The 19,106-nt window shown below is 71.2% G+C and carries 2 protein-coding genes; both read left to right on the top strand.

The window, feature by feature from the left end; genetic code table 11:
• Window positions 1–167: 167 nt before the first annotated feature.
• Entirely contained in the window at window positions 168–17,684 is a 17,517-nt protein-coding gene (locus tag ACE11G_RS13365; protein WP_375002521.1) for an amino acid adenylation domain-containing protein, read from the top strand.
• The gene (locus ACE11G_RS13360) at window positions 17,681–18,556 is read left to right on the top strand and encodes a glycosyltransferase family 2 protein (RefSeq protein WP_375002519.1); all 876 of its coding nucleotides are present in this window, start codon (window positions 17,681–17,683) and stop codon (window positions 18,554–18,556) included. Before ACE11G_RS13365 ends, ACE11G_RS13360 begins: the two co-directional genes overlap by 4 nt.
• The last annotated feature ends 550 nt before the right edge of the window (window positions 18,557–19,106 follow it).

Raw genomic sequence — 19,106 nt, 5'->3', positions numbered from 1 at the left:
CGATCACCTGCCTGACATCGATGGAACGTACCGGGCGCGTCATCGTCCTCGACCGGTGTTAAGGTTAGCCTCCACTAAGCAGGTTAGCCTGCGCTAAATATGGACGATCGTCCGGACCCCGGACGATACCCGACCACCGTCGGACCCGAGAAGAAGCAGATTGAACAGTGACGCTTGACGACATGCGCGCCGCGGTACGCGACGCACCCGCATCCGACGATTTGATCGTCCCGCTCTCGTCGGCGCAGCGCAGTATCTGGTTCTCCCAGCAACTCGACCCGACCACCCCGATATCGATCGCCCAGTTCGTCGACGTCACCGGCGAGCTGGACCTCGACCTGCTGACCCGGGCCGGACGGCGAGTGGTGCGAGAGTTCGGCGTCACGATGATCCGCCTCGTTCCCGCTGAGCGCCCCGGAGACGCCCCGTCGCAGCGGTGGGACGACGACGCGCCCGACGAGATGAGCCATCTCGACTTCCGCGACCGCCCGGACCCGGAAGCGGCCGCCCGCGCGTGGATGGATGCCGAGTTCCGGGCCCCCGTCGACCTGTTCTCCGACCGACTGATCGAATCGGTGACCCTCCGCGTCGGCGACCGGCGCTACTTCTGGTACATGCGGGTGCATCACATCCTGCTCGACGGCTACGGCGCAGCGGCGCTCACACAGCGCGTCGCGGAGGTGTATTCGGCGTTGGCCGCAGGCGAAGAGGTATCCCCGACACGGGCCGGAACGCTCGCCGACCTCGTCGCCGACGATGAGAAGTACCGGTCCTCCACTCGCTTCGAACGCGACCGCGCGCATTGGGCGAAACGGCTCGACGACCTGCCCGACCCGATCCGGCTGGCCGACACCTCCAGCGCCGCGGGCGGGATGTCCCGCGTCGCGGGCGGTGAGGTGGACGCGGCCGCCGCGGCGGCGATCTCCCGGTTCGCCGACGAGCACACGAGCACAGTCGCGGCAGTGGTCGCGGCGGCGGCCGCCGCCTATCTCGCCCAGATGGCCGGCACTGACGACGTGGTGCTCAGCCTTCCGGTGTCGGCTCGTACCAACGCCCTGCTGCGGCGCTCGGGCGGAATGGTCTCCAACGTGGTGCCGATCCGGGCCACGGTCGACGGCGACACCACCGTCGCCGACCTGGTTCGGGCCGTCACCGCGGAGTTCGGCGGTGCCCTCCGGCATCAGCGGTACCGCTTCGAGGACATGATGCGCGACCGCGCGCAGCAGCAGGACGAGTCCGCGGTCGGCCGCTCGTTCTTCGGACCCGCGATCAACGTGATGATGTTCCGTGACGAGGTGCGGCTGGGCGAGTGTCTCGGCCGCAGCCGGATTCTGAGCACCGGCCCCATCCAGGATCTGGCCTTCACCGTCTACGGCGACGGCGACGACCTTCGGATCGATCTGGAGGGGGCCGCCTCCGCGTATCCGGACACCGTGTTGCAGCGACATCGCCGGCGGTTCCTCCACTTGCTCGACGAGATCGTCGGTGCGGCACCCGACACCGCGGCGGCGTCCCTGCGGGCCCTGTCGGCCGACGAACGGGCGGCGCTGGTGCCCGCGCGCGGCCCGGCGGCGCCGACCGCACGGCTGCTGCCCGACATCCTGACCGCGGCGGCGCGACCCCACGCAGACGAGCCCGCACTCCGCGCCGCCGGCGTCGAGTGGACCCACCGCGAACTCTGGCGCCGGATCAACCGGCTGGCCCGACTGCTCATCGGACGCGGAGCCGGGCCCGGCGCGGTGGTCGCAGTGCTGGGTACGCGCGGCGCAGACGCCGTCGTCGCCGAGCTCGCGGTGCTCGTCGCCGGCGGGGCGTTCGTCCCGATCGACACCGCATTGCCCGCTGAGCGGATCGCGTACCTGCTCGACGACAGCGGTGCCGCTCTCGGGATCGCCGGGCCGGGAACGGTGGTACCCACGGCCGCCGGGCGAACCGACTGGGTTCGTCTCGACGATCCACGGGTGCTGGCGAGTCTCGACGCGATGCCCGACGAACCGGTCACCGACGCCGACCGCCCGCGTCCGCTGCGAGTGGACGACGCGGCGTACCTGATCTACACGTCGGGTTCCACCGGCAGGCCGAAGGGCGTGGTGGTGACCCACCTCGGCGGCGCCGCTTTCGTCGCCGAGCAGCGTCGACGCCACGGCGTCCGGCCGGGAGACCGGGTCCTGCAGTTCGCGTCGCTGAGCTTCGACGCATCGATTCTGGAACTGCTGCTCGCGCTGGCCTCCGGCGCCACTGCGGTGGTGGCGCCGGGTGGGCTCTACGGCGGTCGTGAGCTCGCCGAACTGCTGCGCCGCGAACGGATCTGCCACGCCTTTCTGACTCCCGCGGCGCTCGCCTCGGTGCCCGAGGACGCACTGACCGATCTGCGGACCGTCGTCGTCGGCGGTGAGGCGTGCACCGCGGATCTGGTGGCGCGCTGGGCGCCGGGCCGGTCGATGTTCAACGCGTACGGGCCCACCGAGTCGACCATCATGGCGACCGTCGCCGGCCCGCTCGTGCCGGGCGCGGACGTACCCATCGGCACGCCGATCACCGGTACCCACGCGGTGGTGCTCGACCGTCGTCTGGCGCCGGTGCCGGTCGGAGCGACGGGCGAACTCTACGTCGGGGGCGTCGGGGTCGCCCGCGGCTACCACCGGTCACCGGCGAGAACCGCTCAACGTTTCGTCGCCGATCCGTTCGGTGCCCCGGGCGCGCGCCTGTACCGCACCGGCGATCTGGCGCGCTGGCGCGCCGACGGTGCGCTGGAGTATCGCGGACGCGCCGATCACCAGATCAAGATCCGCGGTTTCCGCGTCGAACTCGGTGAGATCGAGGCGGCACTCGCGGCGGTGCCCGGGGTGGACGCGGCGGCGGCCGCGCTCGCGACCACGCCCTCCGGCCGGCCGGCCCTCGCCGGCTACTACGCCGGGGCCGCGGACGCCGCAGCCGTGATCGGGCATCTGCGCACGGTACTGCCCGCCCATGCGGTGCCCGCCGCCCTGATGCGTGTCGAGACCATGCCGCTCACGGCCTCGGGCAAGATCGACCGGGCGGCGCTGCCGGTCCCGGAGGTGACCCGAGCCGCTTACCGGGCGCCGCGGACCACCTCGGAGCAGTCGGTCGCGGAGGCCTTCGCCGACTGCCTCGGCGTCGCCGCTCCCGGCGCGGACGACGACTTCTTCGCGCTCGGCGGCGATTCGCTGTCGGCGACCCGTCTCGCGGCCGACCTCGGAGTCCGCTTCGCCGCACAGGTGCCGGTCCGCTGGATCTTCGAAGCGCCCACCGTGTCGGCGCTCGCAGAGCGACTGGACGATCCCCTGAACCGGCCGGTTCCCGAACTGCGTCCGACGGTCTCCGGTGACGACCGGATCCCGGTCTCGCCGCAGCAGCGGCGCATGTGGGTGGTCAATCAGCTCGACACCGGCTCCGCGGTATTCAACATCCCGCTCACCCTCCGTCTGCGCGGCGCACTGGACGCGGCAGCGCTCGAGTCCGCCTTCGCCGATGTGGTGGAGCGTCACGAACCGCTGCGCACGTACTACCCCGACAGCCCGGCCGGGCCGATCCAGCTGGTGCTCTCCGACCCGCCGCGGCGTGCGCTCTTGCCGGAACCGGTGGACGCCGACCGTCTCGACGAGCGCATCGCGCAGGCGTGCGCGATCGGGTTCGACGTCGCGTCCCGGGTTCCGGTGGAGCCGACGCTGTTGCGCCTGGCCGACGACGACCACGTCCTGGTGTGCGTGGTTCACCACATCGTCCTGGACGGCTCGTCGACGGCTCCGCTCGCCCACGACCTGGGCGTCGCGTACCGCGCGCGCCGCCGCGGTGCGGCGCCCGACTGGCCGCCCCTGCCGGTCACGTACCGCGACTACACCGCGTGGCACCGCGGCCTGATGGGCGAGCCGGACGACTCGGCGTCGACCGCGGCCCGTCAGCTCGACCACTGGCGCAGCAAGCTGGCAGGAGCGCCGGAACTCCTCGCACTGCCGACCGATCGGCCACGCCCGGCCGTCGCGCGCGGGCGCGGCGTTTCGCTGCGCGCCGAGCTCCCGGCGGCATCGGTGCAGCGCATCAGAGCGCTCGCGGCGACCACCGGGACCACCGCCTTCATGGTCAACCACGCCGCGCTCGCGGTGCTGTTGGCGAGACTGTCGGGCACTGACGACATCGTGGTCGGCACGCCGGTGGCCGGTCGCGGACATCGCGACCTCGCGGGCCTGGTGGGCATGTTCGCGGGCACCGTGGCACTGCGTTGCCGCGTGCGCCCCGAGCAGGGCTTCGACCGTTTGCTCGCGCAGGTCCGGGAGACGGATCTGGGCGCCTTCGAGAACGCCGACCTGCCGTTCGACGTCGTCGTCGACGCGCTCGCACCGCGTCGCTCGGCGGCCTACCATCCCGTGTTCCAGGTCGGCTTCTCGTATCAGAACATGGCCGCCACCCGCGTCGACCTCGACGGACTCGACGTCGAGATCGCCGAGCCCGACACGTCCATCGCGAAATCGGATCTGCACCTGACCCTGACCGACGACGCCGCGCCCGGCCGCCCGGGCGCCATCGCGGTGCAGTGGGACTACGACGCGGATCTCTTCGATCACAGCACCGTCGCGCGATGGCATACGTTGTGGATCGCACTGCTCGACGCCGCACTCGACAGCCCGGCCACTCCGGTGGGCGATCTGGCGGTCGAGTCCGTGCCGCAACCGGCGGCCCGGGTCGCCGTGCCGACCGGGGACACCGGGACCACTGGAGACACCGGGACCACCCTCACCGGACTGCTCGACGCGGCCTGCTCGCGGTACGCCGACGAGGTCGCGCTCTGGGCCGACGGCGCCGATTCCGCCACGGCCGTCGACTATCGGACGCTCGCCGAACGTTCGCGGCGGCTGGCGCGGCGGCTCATCGCACTCGGCGTCGGGCCCGGCGACCGCGTGGCGGTCGCCGTCGACCGGTCGTACGAACTGGTCGAGGCCGTCCTGGCCGTCCTGGGTGCGGGGGCGGCGTATGTCCCGATCGACCCGAACGGGCCGTCGCACCGCGTCGAACTGATCCTCGGGTCCGCGTCGCCGTCGGCGATCCTGGTCGCGGGCGCACGGGCCGGAACCGTGCTCTCGAGGTCCGGACTCCCGGTGCTCGACGTCACGGACACCGCCGAGGCGCCCGCCGGTCCGATCCTCGACGCCGAGCGAACCCTCCCGCTGCTGCCGGACCACCCGGCCTACGTGATCTACACCTCCGGATCCACCGGGGTCCCGAAAGGCGTCTCGGTGCCGCACCGGGCGATCGCGGCGCAGCTGAGATGGAAGTCGGCGGCATTCCCCGTCGGGCCCGGCGACACCCTGCTCCTCAAGACCCCCGCCACCTTCGATCTCTCGGTGTGGGAGCTGTTCTGGCCGTTGATCAGTGGGGCACGGCTGGTCCTGGCCGCCGCCGGCGGCCACACCGATCCCCGGTACATCGCCGACCTGATCCGGCGCACCGAGCCGACGGCGGTCCACTTCGTCCCGTCGCTGCTCGAAGCCCATCTCGACGCGCTCGACGACGCACGCGAACCGTTCCACCGGCCCGAGAGCCTGCTCTGCATCGGCGAGGCACTGACCGGTTCCACCGCGCGCCGTGCGCACGAGATGCTCGGTGCGCGGATCGAGAATCTGTACGGGCCCACCGAGGCGGCGGTCGGCATCACCCGGCACACGTGGTCGCCGTCGGACGCCGCGGTCACCGTTCCGATCGGCGGCGCGGTCGACGGGTCCGAGGTGCTGGTACTCGACCGTCGTCTGCACCCGGTGCACCCCGGCGTGGTCGGAGAGATCTACCTGCGCGGCATCCAGCTCGCCACGGGCTACGAGGGGCGGGCCGACCTCACCGCGGCCCGATTCGTCGCCGATCCGGCGGGCACCGGCGGCCGGCTCTACCGCACCGGCGATCTCGCGCGGCGGAGCGCCGACGGCGAACTGGAGTACGTCGGCCGCAACGACTTCCAGGTGAAGATCCGCGGACAGCGGATCGAACTCGGGGAGATCGAACACGCCCTCGTGCTCGACGAGCGAGTGCGCGCGGCTGCCGCGGCGGTCCACGATCAGCGCATCATCGCGTACGCGGTGCCGGAGTCCTCCGAGCGGCTCGACGTAGCCGCGGTCCTGGCCGGACTCCGCAAGCGGGTTCCGGCGTACCTGGTGCCGACCGCGATCGTGGTGCTCGACGACCTGCCGCGCAACCGCAACGGCAAGCTCGATCGCGGGGCGCTGCCGGAGCCGCCACGCGAGCGCCGCGAGTACCGGGCGCCGGAGACGGCGACCGAACACGCGCTGATCGCGCTGCTCGGTGACCTGCTGGGCGAGCCGGCCGCCGATCGCCCGATCGGCGTGACCGACGACTTCTTCGACCTCGGCGGCAACTCGCTGCTCGCAGCCCGGTTGTCGGCTCGCATCGCCGACGATCTGGGAGCGGCGCTCCCCGTCCGGACCGTGTTCGACAGTCCGCGGATCGCCGATCTGGCGCGGGCGGTCGACGCCGCGGTCGCCGTCGATCGCCCGCCGCTGACCACGGCTTCCCGACCCGACCCGATTCCGCTCTCGCGCGCACAGCGCCGCATGTGGCTTCTCGACCGGATCGATCCGGGTTCGGCGGCCTACAATCTCCCGTTCGCCCTGCGTCTGGAGGGACCGCTCGACCTGGCGGCGCTGCACCGTGCCGTCGCCGCGGTGATCGACCGGCACGAGGCTCTGCGGACGGTGTTCCCGGACCGGGACGGTGTCGGCGTTCAGGAGATTCTGCCGACCGCGACGGCGCTCGCCGGGGCCGGGCTCGACGCCATGGAGGTCGAAACGGTGGCCGCCGACGCGCTCGACCACCGGATCGCCGCGGTCGCCTCCGCCGGATTCGCGCTGGCCGAAGAGATCCCGCTTCGGATGCGACTGTTGCGTGTCGCCGCCGGCGCCGCCGGAGAGCCTGCCGCAGGCGGGCCTCCGGTGCACGTTCTGGTGACCGTGGTCCATCACATCGCCGCGGACGGCTGGTCGCTGCGGGTGCTCGCGGCCGACCTGCTCTCCGCTTACACCGGTCGCCGGCCGGACCCGCTTCCGGTCCAGTACGCCGACTTCGCCCTGTGGCAGGCCGCGATGCTCGGGGACACCGATGGAAACGCCCGCGGCTCCGCGCCCGCCGATCGGCACCCGAGCATCCAGGCGCAGTTCCGTCAGTGGGAACGCATGCTGGCGGATCTGCCGGAATCGCTGCAACTCCCGACCGACCGCTCCCGCCCGGTCCAGCCGACTCGCGCGGGCGCCACTCACGAGCTGGTGCTCGACGCCGGACTCGCCGCAGCCGCGGGCGCGTTCGCTGCGACACGGCGAGCGAGCTTCTTCCACGTCGCCCACGCCGCACTGGCACTGGTGCTGTCGCGGGTGAGCGGTGCCGACGACGTCCTCGTCGGCACCCCGGTGGCCGGCCGGAGCTCCGCCGTTCTCGACGAGGTCGTCGGCATGTTCGTTGAGACCGCAGTGCTGCGGACCCGCATCGACGAGACGCAGCCCGCGCGCGACTTCGTCGACCTGGTCCGCGACGCGGACCTGAGCGCGCTCGCTGCGTCGGAGGTCCCGTTCGACGAACTCGTCGACGCCTTCGAACCCGACCGCGGCGGCGCTCACCATCCGCTGTTCCAGGTCATGCTCGCCTTCGGCGACCCGGTTCCGGCGCCGATGACGACCGGCGACCTCACCGCCGTCCCCATCGAGATCGAGGTGCCGCTGGCGCGCTTCGACCTGCATGTGACGCTCGACGTGCCGCCGACGGGCGTGGGCGATCATCCGGTGCGCACCCGCTGGACCTACGCGACCGAACTGTTCGACGAGACCACCGTCGCGGCCCTCGCCGGGATGTTCGCACGAGTGCTGAGCGCACTGGTGGCCGAGCCGGACCTGCCGCTGCACCGCGTCGAGATCCTCTCACCGGAGCACCACGCGGCGACCGCCTCGCCCGCGGCAGTCGTACGGGCGAACGACGCCACGCTGGCGGATCTGCTCGCGGGCGCGGGCGGCCCCGTCACCGGGCCGCTCCTGGTGGGCGGCACCGCGGCGCTGTCGGCCGGACAGTTCCGCCGCCGCGTCAACCGCACCGCACGGGAGTTGATCGCCGCGGGCGTCGGTCCGGAGCGGACGGTGGCGATCGCCGTCGACCGGTCCGTCGACATGCTGGTCGCGATCCATGCGACGGTCCTCGCCGGTGGCGCCTACCTGCCGATCGACACGGCGCAACCGCCCGCGCGTGTGGCGGCGATGCTCGACGTCGCCGCGCCGGTCGCGGTGGTCGCCGATCCGGAGTCGGCCGCCAGGCTGCCCGCGGGCTGCCGCATACCGGTGACCGATCCGCGACTGCTGCATCTCGATCGGTCCGACGAGGAGATCACCGACGCGGACCGTAACGGTCGGCTGCGCGCTGCACATCCGGCGTACGTTCTGTTCACCTCGGGATCGACCGGCGAACCGAAGGCCGTCACGATCACGCACGCGGCGATCGTGAACCGGCTCGACTGGATGCAGGTGCGCTACCGGATCTCCGTCGGCGACACGGTCCTCCAGAAGACGCCGACCACGTTCGACGTCTCGGTGTGGGAACTGTTCTGGCCCACCGTCGCCGGGGCGCGAACCGTCCTCGCCGAGCCCGGGCTGCACCGCGAGCCGTCGGCACTGGCCGAGCTGATCGACGCCGAGCGGATCTCGGTGATCCACTTCGTGCCCGCGATGCTCGACGTCTTCCTCGCCTGCGGCACGCGGGCCCGTCTCGACTCGCTGCGGCTCGTGTTCACCAGCGGTGAGGCTCTCGGCAGCGCATCGGCCGCGGCGGTCCTGTCGCGGACCGGAGCCCGACTGCACAACCTGTACGGGCCGACCGAGGCCGCGGTCGACGTGACGGCAGCGCACGTCACGCCGGGCTCGCTGGACGGCCGGCCGGTCTCGATCGGCAACCCCACCGAGGGCAATACCGTGCACGTCCTCGACCGCCGGTTGCGACCGGTGCCGATCGGCGTCACCGGGGAGCTCTATCTCGGCGGCGTCCAGCTCGCCCGCGGCTACCACGGCCGTCCGGCGCTCACCGCCGGACGATTCGTGGCCTCACCGTTCGGTCCGGGCGAGCGGCTCTACCGCACCGGCGACCTCGTGCGCTGGCGGCGCACGGGGGCTGCTGCCGGTGCCGCGGGTGTCGAGCGGCGAGGCGGTGTGGGGCGCCAGAACGTGGAACTGGAGTTCTGCGGTCGCAGCGACTTCCAGATCAAACTGCGCGGACAGCGTGTGGAGCCGGGTGAGATCGAAGCCGCTCTCGCGGCGCATCCCGACGTCTCGGCCGTCGTCGTGGTGCCCTACGACGATCCGCGGTCCGGACCGCAGCTGGTCGCGCACGTGGTCCCCGCCGCGGGCTCCGCAGCCGATGCACGGACGCTTCGGGCACATCTCGCGGATCGGGTGCCCGAGCACATGGTGCCCGCCCACATTCTGACCACCGACGCGCTGCCGCTGTCGGCCAGCGGCAAGGTCGACAGGGCGGCGCTGCCGTTGCCCGCGACCCCCGTCCGCGGAGACCACGCAGTCAGGGAACCCGCCACCGCGACAGAGACGGTGATGCTCGGGATCTTCCGGGAACTGCTGGGCGACGGCGTCGATGTGGACGACGACTTCTTCGAGCACGGAGGCAACTCGCTCACCGCGACTCGCGTGGTCGCGGCCGTCGGGGAACGGCTCGGCGCGCGGCTGGCGGTGCGTGAGGTCTTCGACCACCGCACCGCCGCCGCCCTCGCCGCACTCGCCGACCAGCGGGACGCTTCGCAGGCGACCGCTGAGGCCGAGCCGGGCGAGCCGGGCGATCCGATGCCGCTGGCCGCGGCGCAGCGGCAGATGTGGCTGCACAACCGCATCGATCCCGACTCCAGCGCCTATCTGATCCTGGCTCCGCTCCGCATCCCGGGCCGGATCGACGTCCCGGCGCTGACCGCCGCGATCGCCGACGTCCTCGACCGGCACGAGGTTCTCCGGACCGTCTACCCGGAGAGCGTCGACGGGCCCCGCCCGCAGGTACTGGCGCCGGGGGAGTACAGCTCGGAGGCACTGGTGACGGTCCTCGGTCCGGGCACCGACGCGGGCTCAGCCGGCGAACCGGCGGTGACCGCGGCATTGGCAGCCGCGATGGACCTGACCGTCGATCTGCCGCTGCGCGTGGTGGTCCGGCCCGACGGCGATCACACGGTGATCGTGCTCGCCGTGCATCATGTGGCCGCCGACGGGTGGTCGATGCGGATCCTCGCCGCCGACACATCCACCGCCTACCGTGCCCGAGTCCTCGGAGGCGCACCGGATTTCGACGTTCCCTCCGTCTCGTACGCCGATCATCTGCGCCATCGCGCCGCACGGAGAGGGTCGGTCGACGATCCGTCCTCCAGCGCCGCCGCGCATCTGAGGTACTGGCGCGACCGGCTCGCCGACGTCGAGGACGCCGCTCGTCCCCGGCCGGACGGAGCGCCCGAGGAGGTGGCGCGGGTGCATCGCGCGGCAGTGGACTCCGCCGCCGGGGAAGCGCTCGCCGCCCTCGCCGAGCGATCCGGCGCCACGCTGTTCAGCGTGTTGCACGCGGCTCTGGCCGTGGCGCTGGCGCGCAGCGCCGGAGGCACCGACGTCATCATCGGCACCCCGCTGTCCGGCCGCGAAGCACCCGGGGTCGCTGAGACCGTCGGCATGTTCGTCACCACCGTTCCGCTGCGCACGACCGTCGAGCCGGAGAGTTCGGTCCGCGACATCATCGAGCAGTCGCAGCAGACCGTGCTCGGCGCCCTCGACCACGGTGACCTGGACATCGAGGAGATAGTCGACCTACTCGACCTCCCACGCTACCGCGACAGCCATCCGCTGATCCATGCGACTCTCACCGTCGACGGAACGCATCCGGCCGCCCACGGCGAGGGCGCAGCGCTCGCCACGAACATGCTCCACGTCGACGTGCCCGTCGCGCGATTCGACATCGAGTTCACGGCGACTCCCGACGCATCGGGCGGTCTGCAGCTGGCCGTGGTTCATCGGGGAGAGGCGTACCGGGCCAGGACTGCTGCGACCCTGCTGAATCGCTGGGAACGCGTCATCCTGGCGATGGCCGGTGAGCAGGTCGAAGCCACCGAAGGCGCGCTGGGAGCCATCGACCTCACCACACCGGCGGAACGGGCGGCGCTGACCGAGATCACCCGCGGCGGACCGGCTCCGGCCGACCGCTACCTCGGCGACGTGCTGACAACCCCGGGCCAGCGGATGATCACCGTCGACGCCGACGGTCGGCTCCGACAGCACGAACCCGAGCAGATCGCCGCGCATACCAACCGTCTCGCCCGTCTGTTGATCGCCCGCGGGGCCGGGCCGGAGACGGCGGTGGCGCTGTGCCTGTCGCGCTCCTATCTGTCGGTGATCGCCACCCGCGCGGTGGCCGCGACCGGCGCGGCATTCGTCCCGGTGGATCCGCGTCATCCCGCCGACCGGGTCGCGTTCATGCTCGAGGACTCGACTGCCGCGCTGATCGTGACCACGGTGGCCGACCGCGACCTGACCGCGGCAGGCGTTGCCGCGCTGGGCGGTGCACTCGTACTCGACGATCCCGCGATCGAGGCCGAACTCGCCCGATACGACGTCTCACCTCTCGGGCGTCACGAACTGCGCGCCGCGCCCCACCCGGACCAGACCGCGTACCTGATCTACACCTCCGGAACCTCCGGACGGCCGAAAGCCGTCGCCGTCACGCACCGGGGCATCGCATCGTTCGTGGCCGAGCAGCGCCGCTACGGTGTCGAGAAGCATTCGCGCGTCTTGCATTTCGCGTCGCCGAGCTTCGACGCCTCGGTCCTGGAACTGCTGCTCGCGGCCGATGCCGGGGCGACGGCGGTCGTCGTTCCCCGGTCGGTCTACGGTGCCGACGACCTCTCGTCGATCCTTCGCGAAGCGGCCGTGACTCACGCCTTCCTGACTCCGGCGGTTCTCGACACGATCGACGAGGAACTGCCCGAGCTGACCACCGTGATCGTCGGCGGCGACGCGTGCTCGACGGCTACCGCCGACCGCTGGATCGGTCGCGGCACGCGGTTCTTCAACGCCTACGGCCCCACGGAGACCACGGTGATGGCCACGCTCGCCGGGCCGATCCGGGCTACACGCGACGGACTTCCCATCGGCGAAGCCATCACCGGCTCCACCGTCCGCGTACTGGGCGCCGACCTGCGGCCCGTGCTGCCCGGCGCCGCGGGCGAAGCCTACGTGAGCGGACCGGGACTCGCTCGCGGCTATCACGGCCGCCCGGGCCTCACCGCCGTCACCTTCGTCGCCGATCCCGACGGGCCGCCGGGGTCGCGGCGCTACCGGACCGGCGATCTGGTGGCGGCCGCATCCGTCGGCGAGGAGCAGTGGCAGTTGCGGCATCTCGGCCGGCTCGACGCGCAGCTCAAGATCCGCGGACACCGCGTTGAACTGGGCGAGGTCGAGTCCGCGCTCCACGGCTGCCCCGAGGTTCGCGCCGCGGTCGCTGCCGGCAGGCCGGGCCCCGACGGTCGAACCACTCTGGTCGCATACGTCGTGCCGGCCGACGGTGCCGATGTCGCCGACGCACTGCGAGACCGCCTGCGCGCCACCCTGCCGTCGTACGCGGTGCCCACCGCATTCGTCGAACTCGCCGAACTGCCGCTGACCCCGTCGGGAAAGGTCGACCACCGCCGACTGCCCGAGCCGGAGTTCGCGTCCACCGGTCCGGTGGCCGTGGCCGGAACCTCCGAAGTGATGGTGGCGGAAGCCTTCGCACAGGCGTTGGGCCGGACCGAACTCGGACGCGACGGGCACTTCTTCGACCTCGGCGGCAACTCGCTGATGGCCGCCCAGACCGTCGCACTGCTGCGGGCACGCACGGGCAGGGAACTGGCTGTAGCCGACCTCTTCGACGCGCCCACCGTCGCCGGTCTCGCCGCCCGGCTCGACGCCGGTTCTCCCGTCTCCGGTCCCGGCCCGGGCGATCTCGAACGGCCCGAGCACATTCCGCTCGCCCCGGCACAGCAGGGCATGTGGTTCCTCAACCGATTCGACCCCGACGCGCGCACCGAGAACATCCCGCTGGTGCTGCGGATGACCGGTGACCTGAACGTGCCGGCGTTCCTGGGCGCGGTCGACGCGCTTGTGCGCAGGCACGAGGTACTGCGCACCGCGTATCCCGACTCCCCGGACGGACCCCGCCAGCTGATTCGGCCGGGTCACGACCACGGGCTCGAGGTGGAACTTCGGGCGGTGCCGGAGACCCGGATCGACGAGGCCGTGCGGTCGGTGACCGGCCGTGGATTCGACGTGACCGCCCGCCCGCCCGTCCGCGCGGCGCTGCTGTCCGCGGAGGAGGGGACCGGCCGGCACACGTTCGTTCTCGTCCTGCACCACATCAGCGCCGATGGACTGTCGGTGGCGACACTGGCCGGCGAGCTGGCGGCCGAATACCGGACCCGGCTCACCGGCGATTCGGACACGGGACAGGACAACGCTGTGGATTGCACGGCGGGTTGCGCGCCGACGCCACTGCAGTTCGCGGACTTCGCCGTCTGGCAGCACTCCTGGCTCAACGAACCCGACGGGACGGCCGCCGCGGCGCTCGCGAGTTGGCACGAGCGGCTGCGCGGTGCACCCCCGGTGATCGACCTGCCCACCGACCGGCCCCGCCCGGTGCGGCCGAGCGGACGCGGGGCGCGCGTGGAGTTCGCCGTCGAGCCGGCCCTGCACGCACGGATGGTCGACTTCGCAGCGCGCAACCGCGCGACGGTGTTCATGGTGGCGCACACCGCACTCGCCGTCCTGCTCGGCCGGCTGGGGAACAACCGCGACGTCGTCATCGGCACGCCGAGCGCCGGCCGGGTGCACGCCCGGCTGCAGGGAGCCGTGGGCATGTTCGTCAACATGCTCGCACTCCGCACCGACATTCACGGGGCGGCCACCGGCGCCGCGGCCCTCGCGATCAGTCGAGAGGCCGCGCTCCACGCCTTCGCGAACGCCGGAGTCCCGTTCGACACCGTGGTCGCCGGGCTCGACCTCACCCGATCCGTCGCTCACCATCCGGTGTTCCAGGTGGCGCTCTCGTACCAGAACATCGGTGGCCTGTCGATGGAACTGCCCGGACTGGACGTGACCGTGGTCGACGACAGTCCCGACGTCGCGGAGTTCGATCTTCACCTCACCCTGGCCGAACGCGGCGAACCCGGCCTGACCGGCCAACTGGTCTTCGCCACCGACCTGTTCGACGAAGCCACCGCCGCCGAGTTCGCCGCGCGGTACGTACGGATCCTGGCCGGATTGCTCGACGACCCCGACCTCCCGGTGGGCGACCTGCCCGTGCTCGGCGACGATGAGCCCCATGCGGGCTCGGCGGCACCGCCGGACCACCCGTGCCCCGGCTCGCAGACCCGCGGTCTCGTGGACGGATTCGTGCGGTGCGCCGAGCAGCACCCGGACGCGGTCGCGGTGGTCGACGGTACCGAACAGGTCACCTACGGCGAACTGTCGGAGCGTGTCGGGCTCCTCGCCGCCGCGCTGCGCGACCACGGTATCGGGAGCGGTGTCGGGAGCGAGGAGCGTGTCGCGATCACTGCGCCGCGGGGCCTGCATCAACTGGTCGCCATGTACGCGGTCGTCGCATGCGGCGCTGCCTACGTCCCAGTGGATCCGTCGGCGCCGCAGCGCGCGTCCATGATCCTCGAGGTCGCCGACCCGGCACTGGTGCTGGGTGTGGGGCCGTCGCCGGCCGGCGACCGCGCGTATCTGGACCTCGCCGACCTCGCCGGTGTCGCCGGTGTCGCCGACCTTGCCGACGTCGCGTGCGGTGACGCGGCGTCCGAGTGGCGTGCAGCGGATCGTCCCGATCGGGCGCCTCATCCCGAATCGGCGGCATACGTCCTGTTCACGTCGGGGTCGTCGGGCAACCCGAAGGGAGTGAGCGTGCCGCACGCGGCCGTGAGCACCCAGCTGGCGTGGATGCAGGAGCGCTATCGACTGGGACGCGGCGACACCGTCCTGTTGCGGACCGCGGCCGGTTTCGATCTGTCGGTGTGGGAGTACTGGTGGGCCCTGCAGGCGGGTGCGCGCATCGTGATCGCCGAGCCCGGCAGTGAGCGTGACGGGACCGCGCTGCGCAGGCAGATCGCTCAGCACCGAGTCAGCGTCCTCCCGACTGTGCCCTCGTCCCTGTCCATGATCCTCGACGCGGGCGAGCTGCCCGGCTCGGTGCGCACGGTGCTGTGCATCGGCGAGGAATTGCCGCCCGAACTCGTGGCCCGGCTGCGCGGCTCCGGCAGCACCGCCGACGTGCACAACCTCTACGGGCCGACGGAATTCGCCGTCAGTGCCACCGGGCACGAGGTCGCCCCCGGAACCGAGAACGAGTGTGTGCGGATTCCGATCGGAGTAGAACAGCCGACGGTCCGCGCGCGAGTGCTCGACGCGCGTCTGCATCCGGTGCCGGTCGGAGTGGTCGGCGAACTGTACCTGGCCGGACCGCAACTCGCGCGCGGTTATCACGCCGACCCGGCGCGTACCGCCGCGTCGTTCGTCGCCGACCCGGCCGGCGGTGGCCGCATGTACCGGACCGGTGATCTCGTGCGTCGAACGCGCGGCGGACTGCTCGAATACGTGGGTCGCGCCGACTTCCAACTCCAGATCCGCGGCTTCCGAGTCGAACCCGGCGAGATCGAGGCCGTGCTGCGTCGATGCCCCGGCGTCGGTGACGCCGCTGTCACCGCGGTCGACGGTCCCGGCGGCGCGCGGCTGGTCGCCTTCGTCACCGGCGATGCGGACACCGAGGACCTGACCGGCGCGCTGGCGGACCGGCTTCCCGCCTACCTGCGACCCGACGTGCACCGGCTCGAAGCGTTGCCGTACAACGCCAACGGAAAGGTCGATCGCGCACGGCTTCCTCGCCCCGAACGACGTCGGCGCGACCACCGGCCTGCCGAGTCCGAGGTCGAACGCGCCGTCGCCGAGGTGGTCTCGGAGGTGACCGGGGCGCCGGTAGTCGGCATGTCGGACGACTTCTTCGAGCTCGGCGGCAACTCGCTGACGGCGACACGTGCCGCGGCCCGGCTGGCGGCGCTCTTGGGCCGCTCGGTGCCCGTGCGGACCGTCTTCGACGCGGCCGACCTCGGAGATCTGGCGGCGCGCATCGAGCGTGCGGCGCCGACAGAGACTCCCGAACTGGTTCGGATCGACGACGACGGGCCGATCCCGCTCGCTCCGGCGCAGCGCCGGATATGGGAGGCGGTCCGAGCCGGGCAGGGCGCCGACTGGAATGTACCGATCGCCCTGCGCTTCACCGGCGAGCTCGACCGCACGGCGCTGCACGCCGCACTTCGCGATGTCTTCGACACGCACGAGGCACTGCGCACGCGCTACCGGTCGGCGGAATCGGGTGAGGACGACGGACTGCTGCCCGTGGCGGAGGTCCTCGGCATGTCGGAGGTGGACGCCGCGCTTCGCGACGGGCTGGTACCCGTCGAGGTGGACGCAGGCCGGCTCGCCGACGCGGTCTCCGCAGCCGCCTGGGAGCCACTCCACCTCGACCGGATCCCGCTGCGCGCCAGACTGTTCACGAGCGCAGCCGACAGCGGGAACAACACTGCGGTGCTGCTCCTGGTGCTTCATCACCTCAACTTCGACGGCCGGTCCATGCCGCTGCTGGCGCGCGACGTGCTGACCGCGTTCACCGCGCGTGCGACCGGCATCGTCCCCGAACTGACTTCACCGCCGGTGCGGTACCGGGACTACGCGCGCTGGCGATCCGGCATCGTCGGCGCACCCGATGCGCGGACCGAGCACTTCCGGCGTTCGCTCGACTACTGGACGAGCAGGTTCGGGGAGAACGCGCTACCCGGGCCGCAGCTGCTGACCGACCGGCCCAGACCACAGGTGTGGGACTCCCGCGGCGACTCCGTCGGGATCAGCGTCGAACCCGAGTTGCACCGAGAGCTCGATCGTCTCGCCCGCAGTCGAGGCGGTGGCTTGTTCCCCGTGCTGCAGGCGGCATTTGCGCTGGTCCTGTCCACACGGATCGATTCGTCAGCCGGAGCCGACCGCGCGGTCCATCTGGCGACGGCCAACGCGAATCGAGTCCATGCGGCCGTCGACGGCGTGATCGGGAACTTCGCCGACGATGTTCCGATGCGGATCGACGCGTCCGATGATCGCCGGGTGGCCGACATGATCGCTGACGTGCACGGGCAACTCGTCGACGGATTCGCGCACGCGGACGTCACGGTGCCCGATTTGCTCGACCACCTCGGTGTGACCCGGGGCCCGGGCGGGGCCACCGGTCATCCGGTGTTCCCGGCGACGCTCATCCTCCAGCAGGCCGAAGTCTCGGATACTGCCTTGTCGGAACTCGATCTGGGCACGGTGACCGTGGCGCAGGAACCGATCGCGGCAGTCGTGGCCAAGCACGAACTCGAGGTCACGCTGCTCGAACTGCGCGAAGACGGCCGGCCGGCCGGGCTGCGCGGCACTCTGCTGTACCCGGTTGCGCTCCTGGACGCCGCGACCGCCGCGGCCGTCGTCGACGACCTGTTGTCGGTGCTGCGATTGATGGCGGCAGCCGACGACGGCCTGACAGCCGGACGGATACGAGCACAGATCGCGTCATCGAACCGGAAGGAGACGTCATGAGTGCCGCTATCGGCGCCTCCGTCGTCATCGCGTGCTACCGCGGGCTGCCAGACCTCGAGGTCCAGCTGCAGGCCCTTGCCGCCCAGGACTTCACGGAGCCGTTCGAGGTGATCCTGAGTGACAACGAGGGCTCGGCCGACCTGGAATGGTTCGCACTGAACCACCCACTGCGTGGACGGCTCGACCTGCGCTGGGTCGACGCCTCGGGAACTGCGGGCACGTCCCACGCACGCAATGTGGGGACCCGAGCTGCTCGGTATCCGTTGATCGCGTACTGCGACCAGGACGACGCCGTCCATCCCACCTGGCTGCGTGCAATCGTCCAGGCCCTCGGTTCCGCGGACATCGTCGGCGGACCGTTGGAGCGCGAGACGCTCAACGACCCGGTGGTCGCAGCATGGCGCGCCTTGCCGGATCCGGCCGAACCCGTTGTGCTGGGGCGCTTTCTGCCGATGACGTTCGGATGCAACCTCGGCGTCCGTCGCTCGGTCTTCGACGCGGTCGGTGGGTGGGACGAGAGCTATCCGACGGCCGGCAGTGACGTCGAGTTCTGCTGGCGCGTGCAGACGCGCGGCTACGAGTTCGGCTATGCGCGTGACGCTTTGGTCGCCTACCGGTACCGCACCGGAATGCGCGAATCGTGGGACCAGGTGATCGACTACGGCCGTGAGGAGGCCCGGGTGGCCCGAGACTACGGGGCTCCGGGCAGGCAGTGGTGGTGGCCGCTTCTGCACGCCGGCGTGGTGGTGGGGATGTGTCCGGTCTGGCCGTGGGCGTGGTCTCGGAGTCGACGGGGCGAGTGGGTGTGGATCACCGGGAACCTCGTCGGCAGGATCGCCGGCAGTGTGAAGTACCGGACGCTCTACCTCTGAGACATCGCCTGAGGAGTAGGTCGAAGAATCGACGCCAATCCGCGCCATAGCAAACCTGCGGCTCCAGTTTCGTCACTGTGACTCATGCGGATTCGATGCCCGACCGTCTGGTCGACCGGCCTCATCGTCGCGATGAGCAAGGATCGCGGGCCGCTGACCAGCCGATTTGACCTCAAGGGCGCCGATTGCGTAACTTATTCGGAGTCAGAGCGGCGAGGCCGCGATGACGTCCCCTTACTCTGATCGCCGCGATTTCGGTCGCGGTGTTCTTGTGCGGGGTCGGCCGAATCGGGTCTGAAAGCTTCGACTATTCAGTGAGTCCCTGTGAGGGATCACTGATTGGTGGGTGTCTGGAGGATTGTGTTAGGCTGGTGAGGTTGCTCCGGAGACGGGGTGGCTGACAGATAATTGCAGATGTCTGCTGGTGTTCGGCCCTTGTTTGTGGGGGTTGGTTCTGGTGGGTGTGTGTTCTTTGAGAACTCGATAGTGTGTTTTGGATTTCTTGTGCCACTAATTTTTTTTGTTTTGTGGCGTGGGAGATTTTTGGACA

The sequence above is a fragment of the Gordonia sp. PS3 genome, from assembly GCF_041950545.1.
Lineage (GTDB): Bacteria > Actinomycetota > Actinomycetes > Mycobacteriales > Mycobacteriaceae > Gordonia > Gordonia sihwensis.
The sequence above is the reverse complement of the archived record's forward strand: the minus strand, read 5'-3'. Positions and strand labels throughout refer to the sequence as shown.

Bases quoted from the DNA above. Each gene is read 5' to 3' on its own strand.
- ACE11G_RS13360 (WP_375002519.1), top strand. From the start codon at position 17,681: ATGAGTGCCGCTATCGGCGCCTCCGTCGTCATCGCGTGCTACCGCGGG.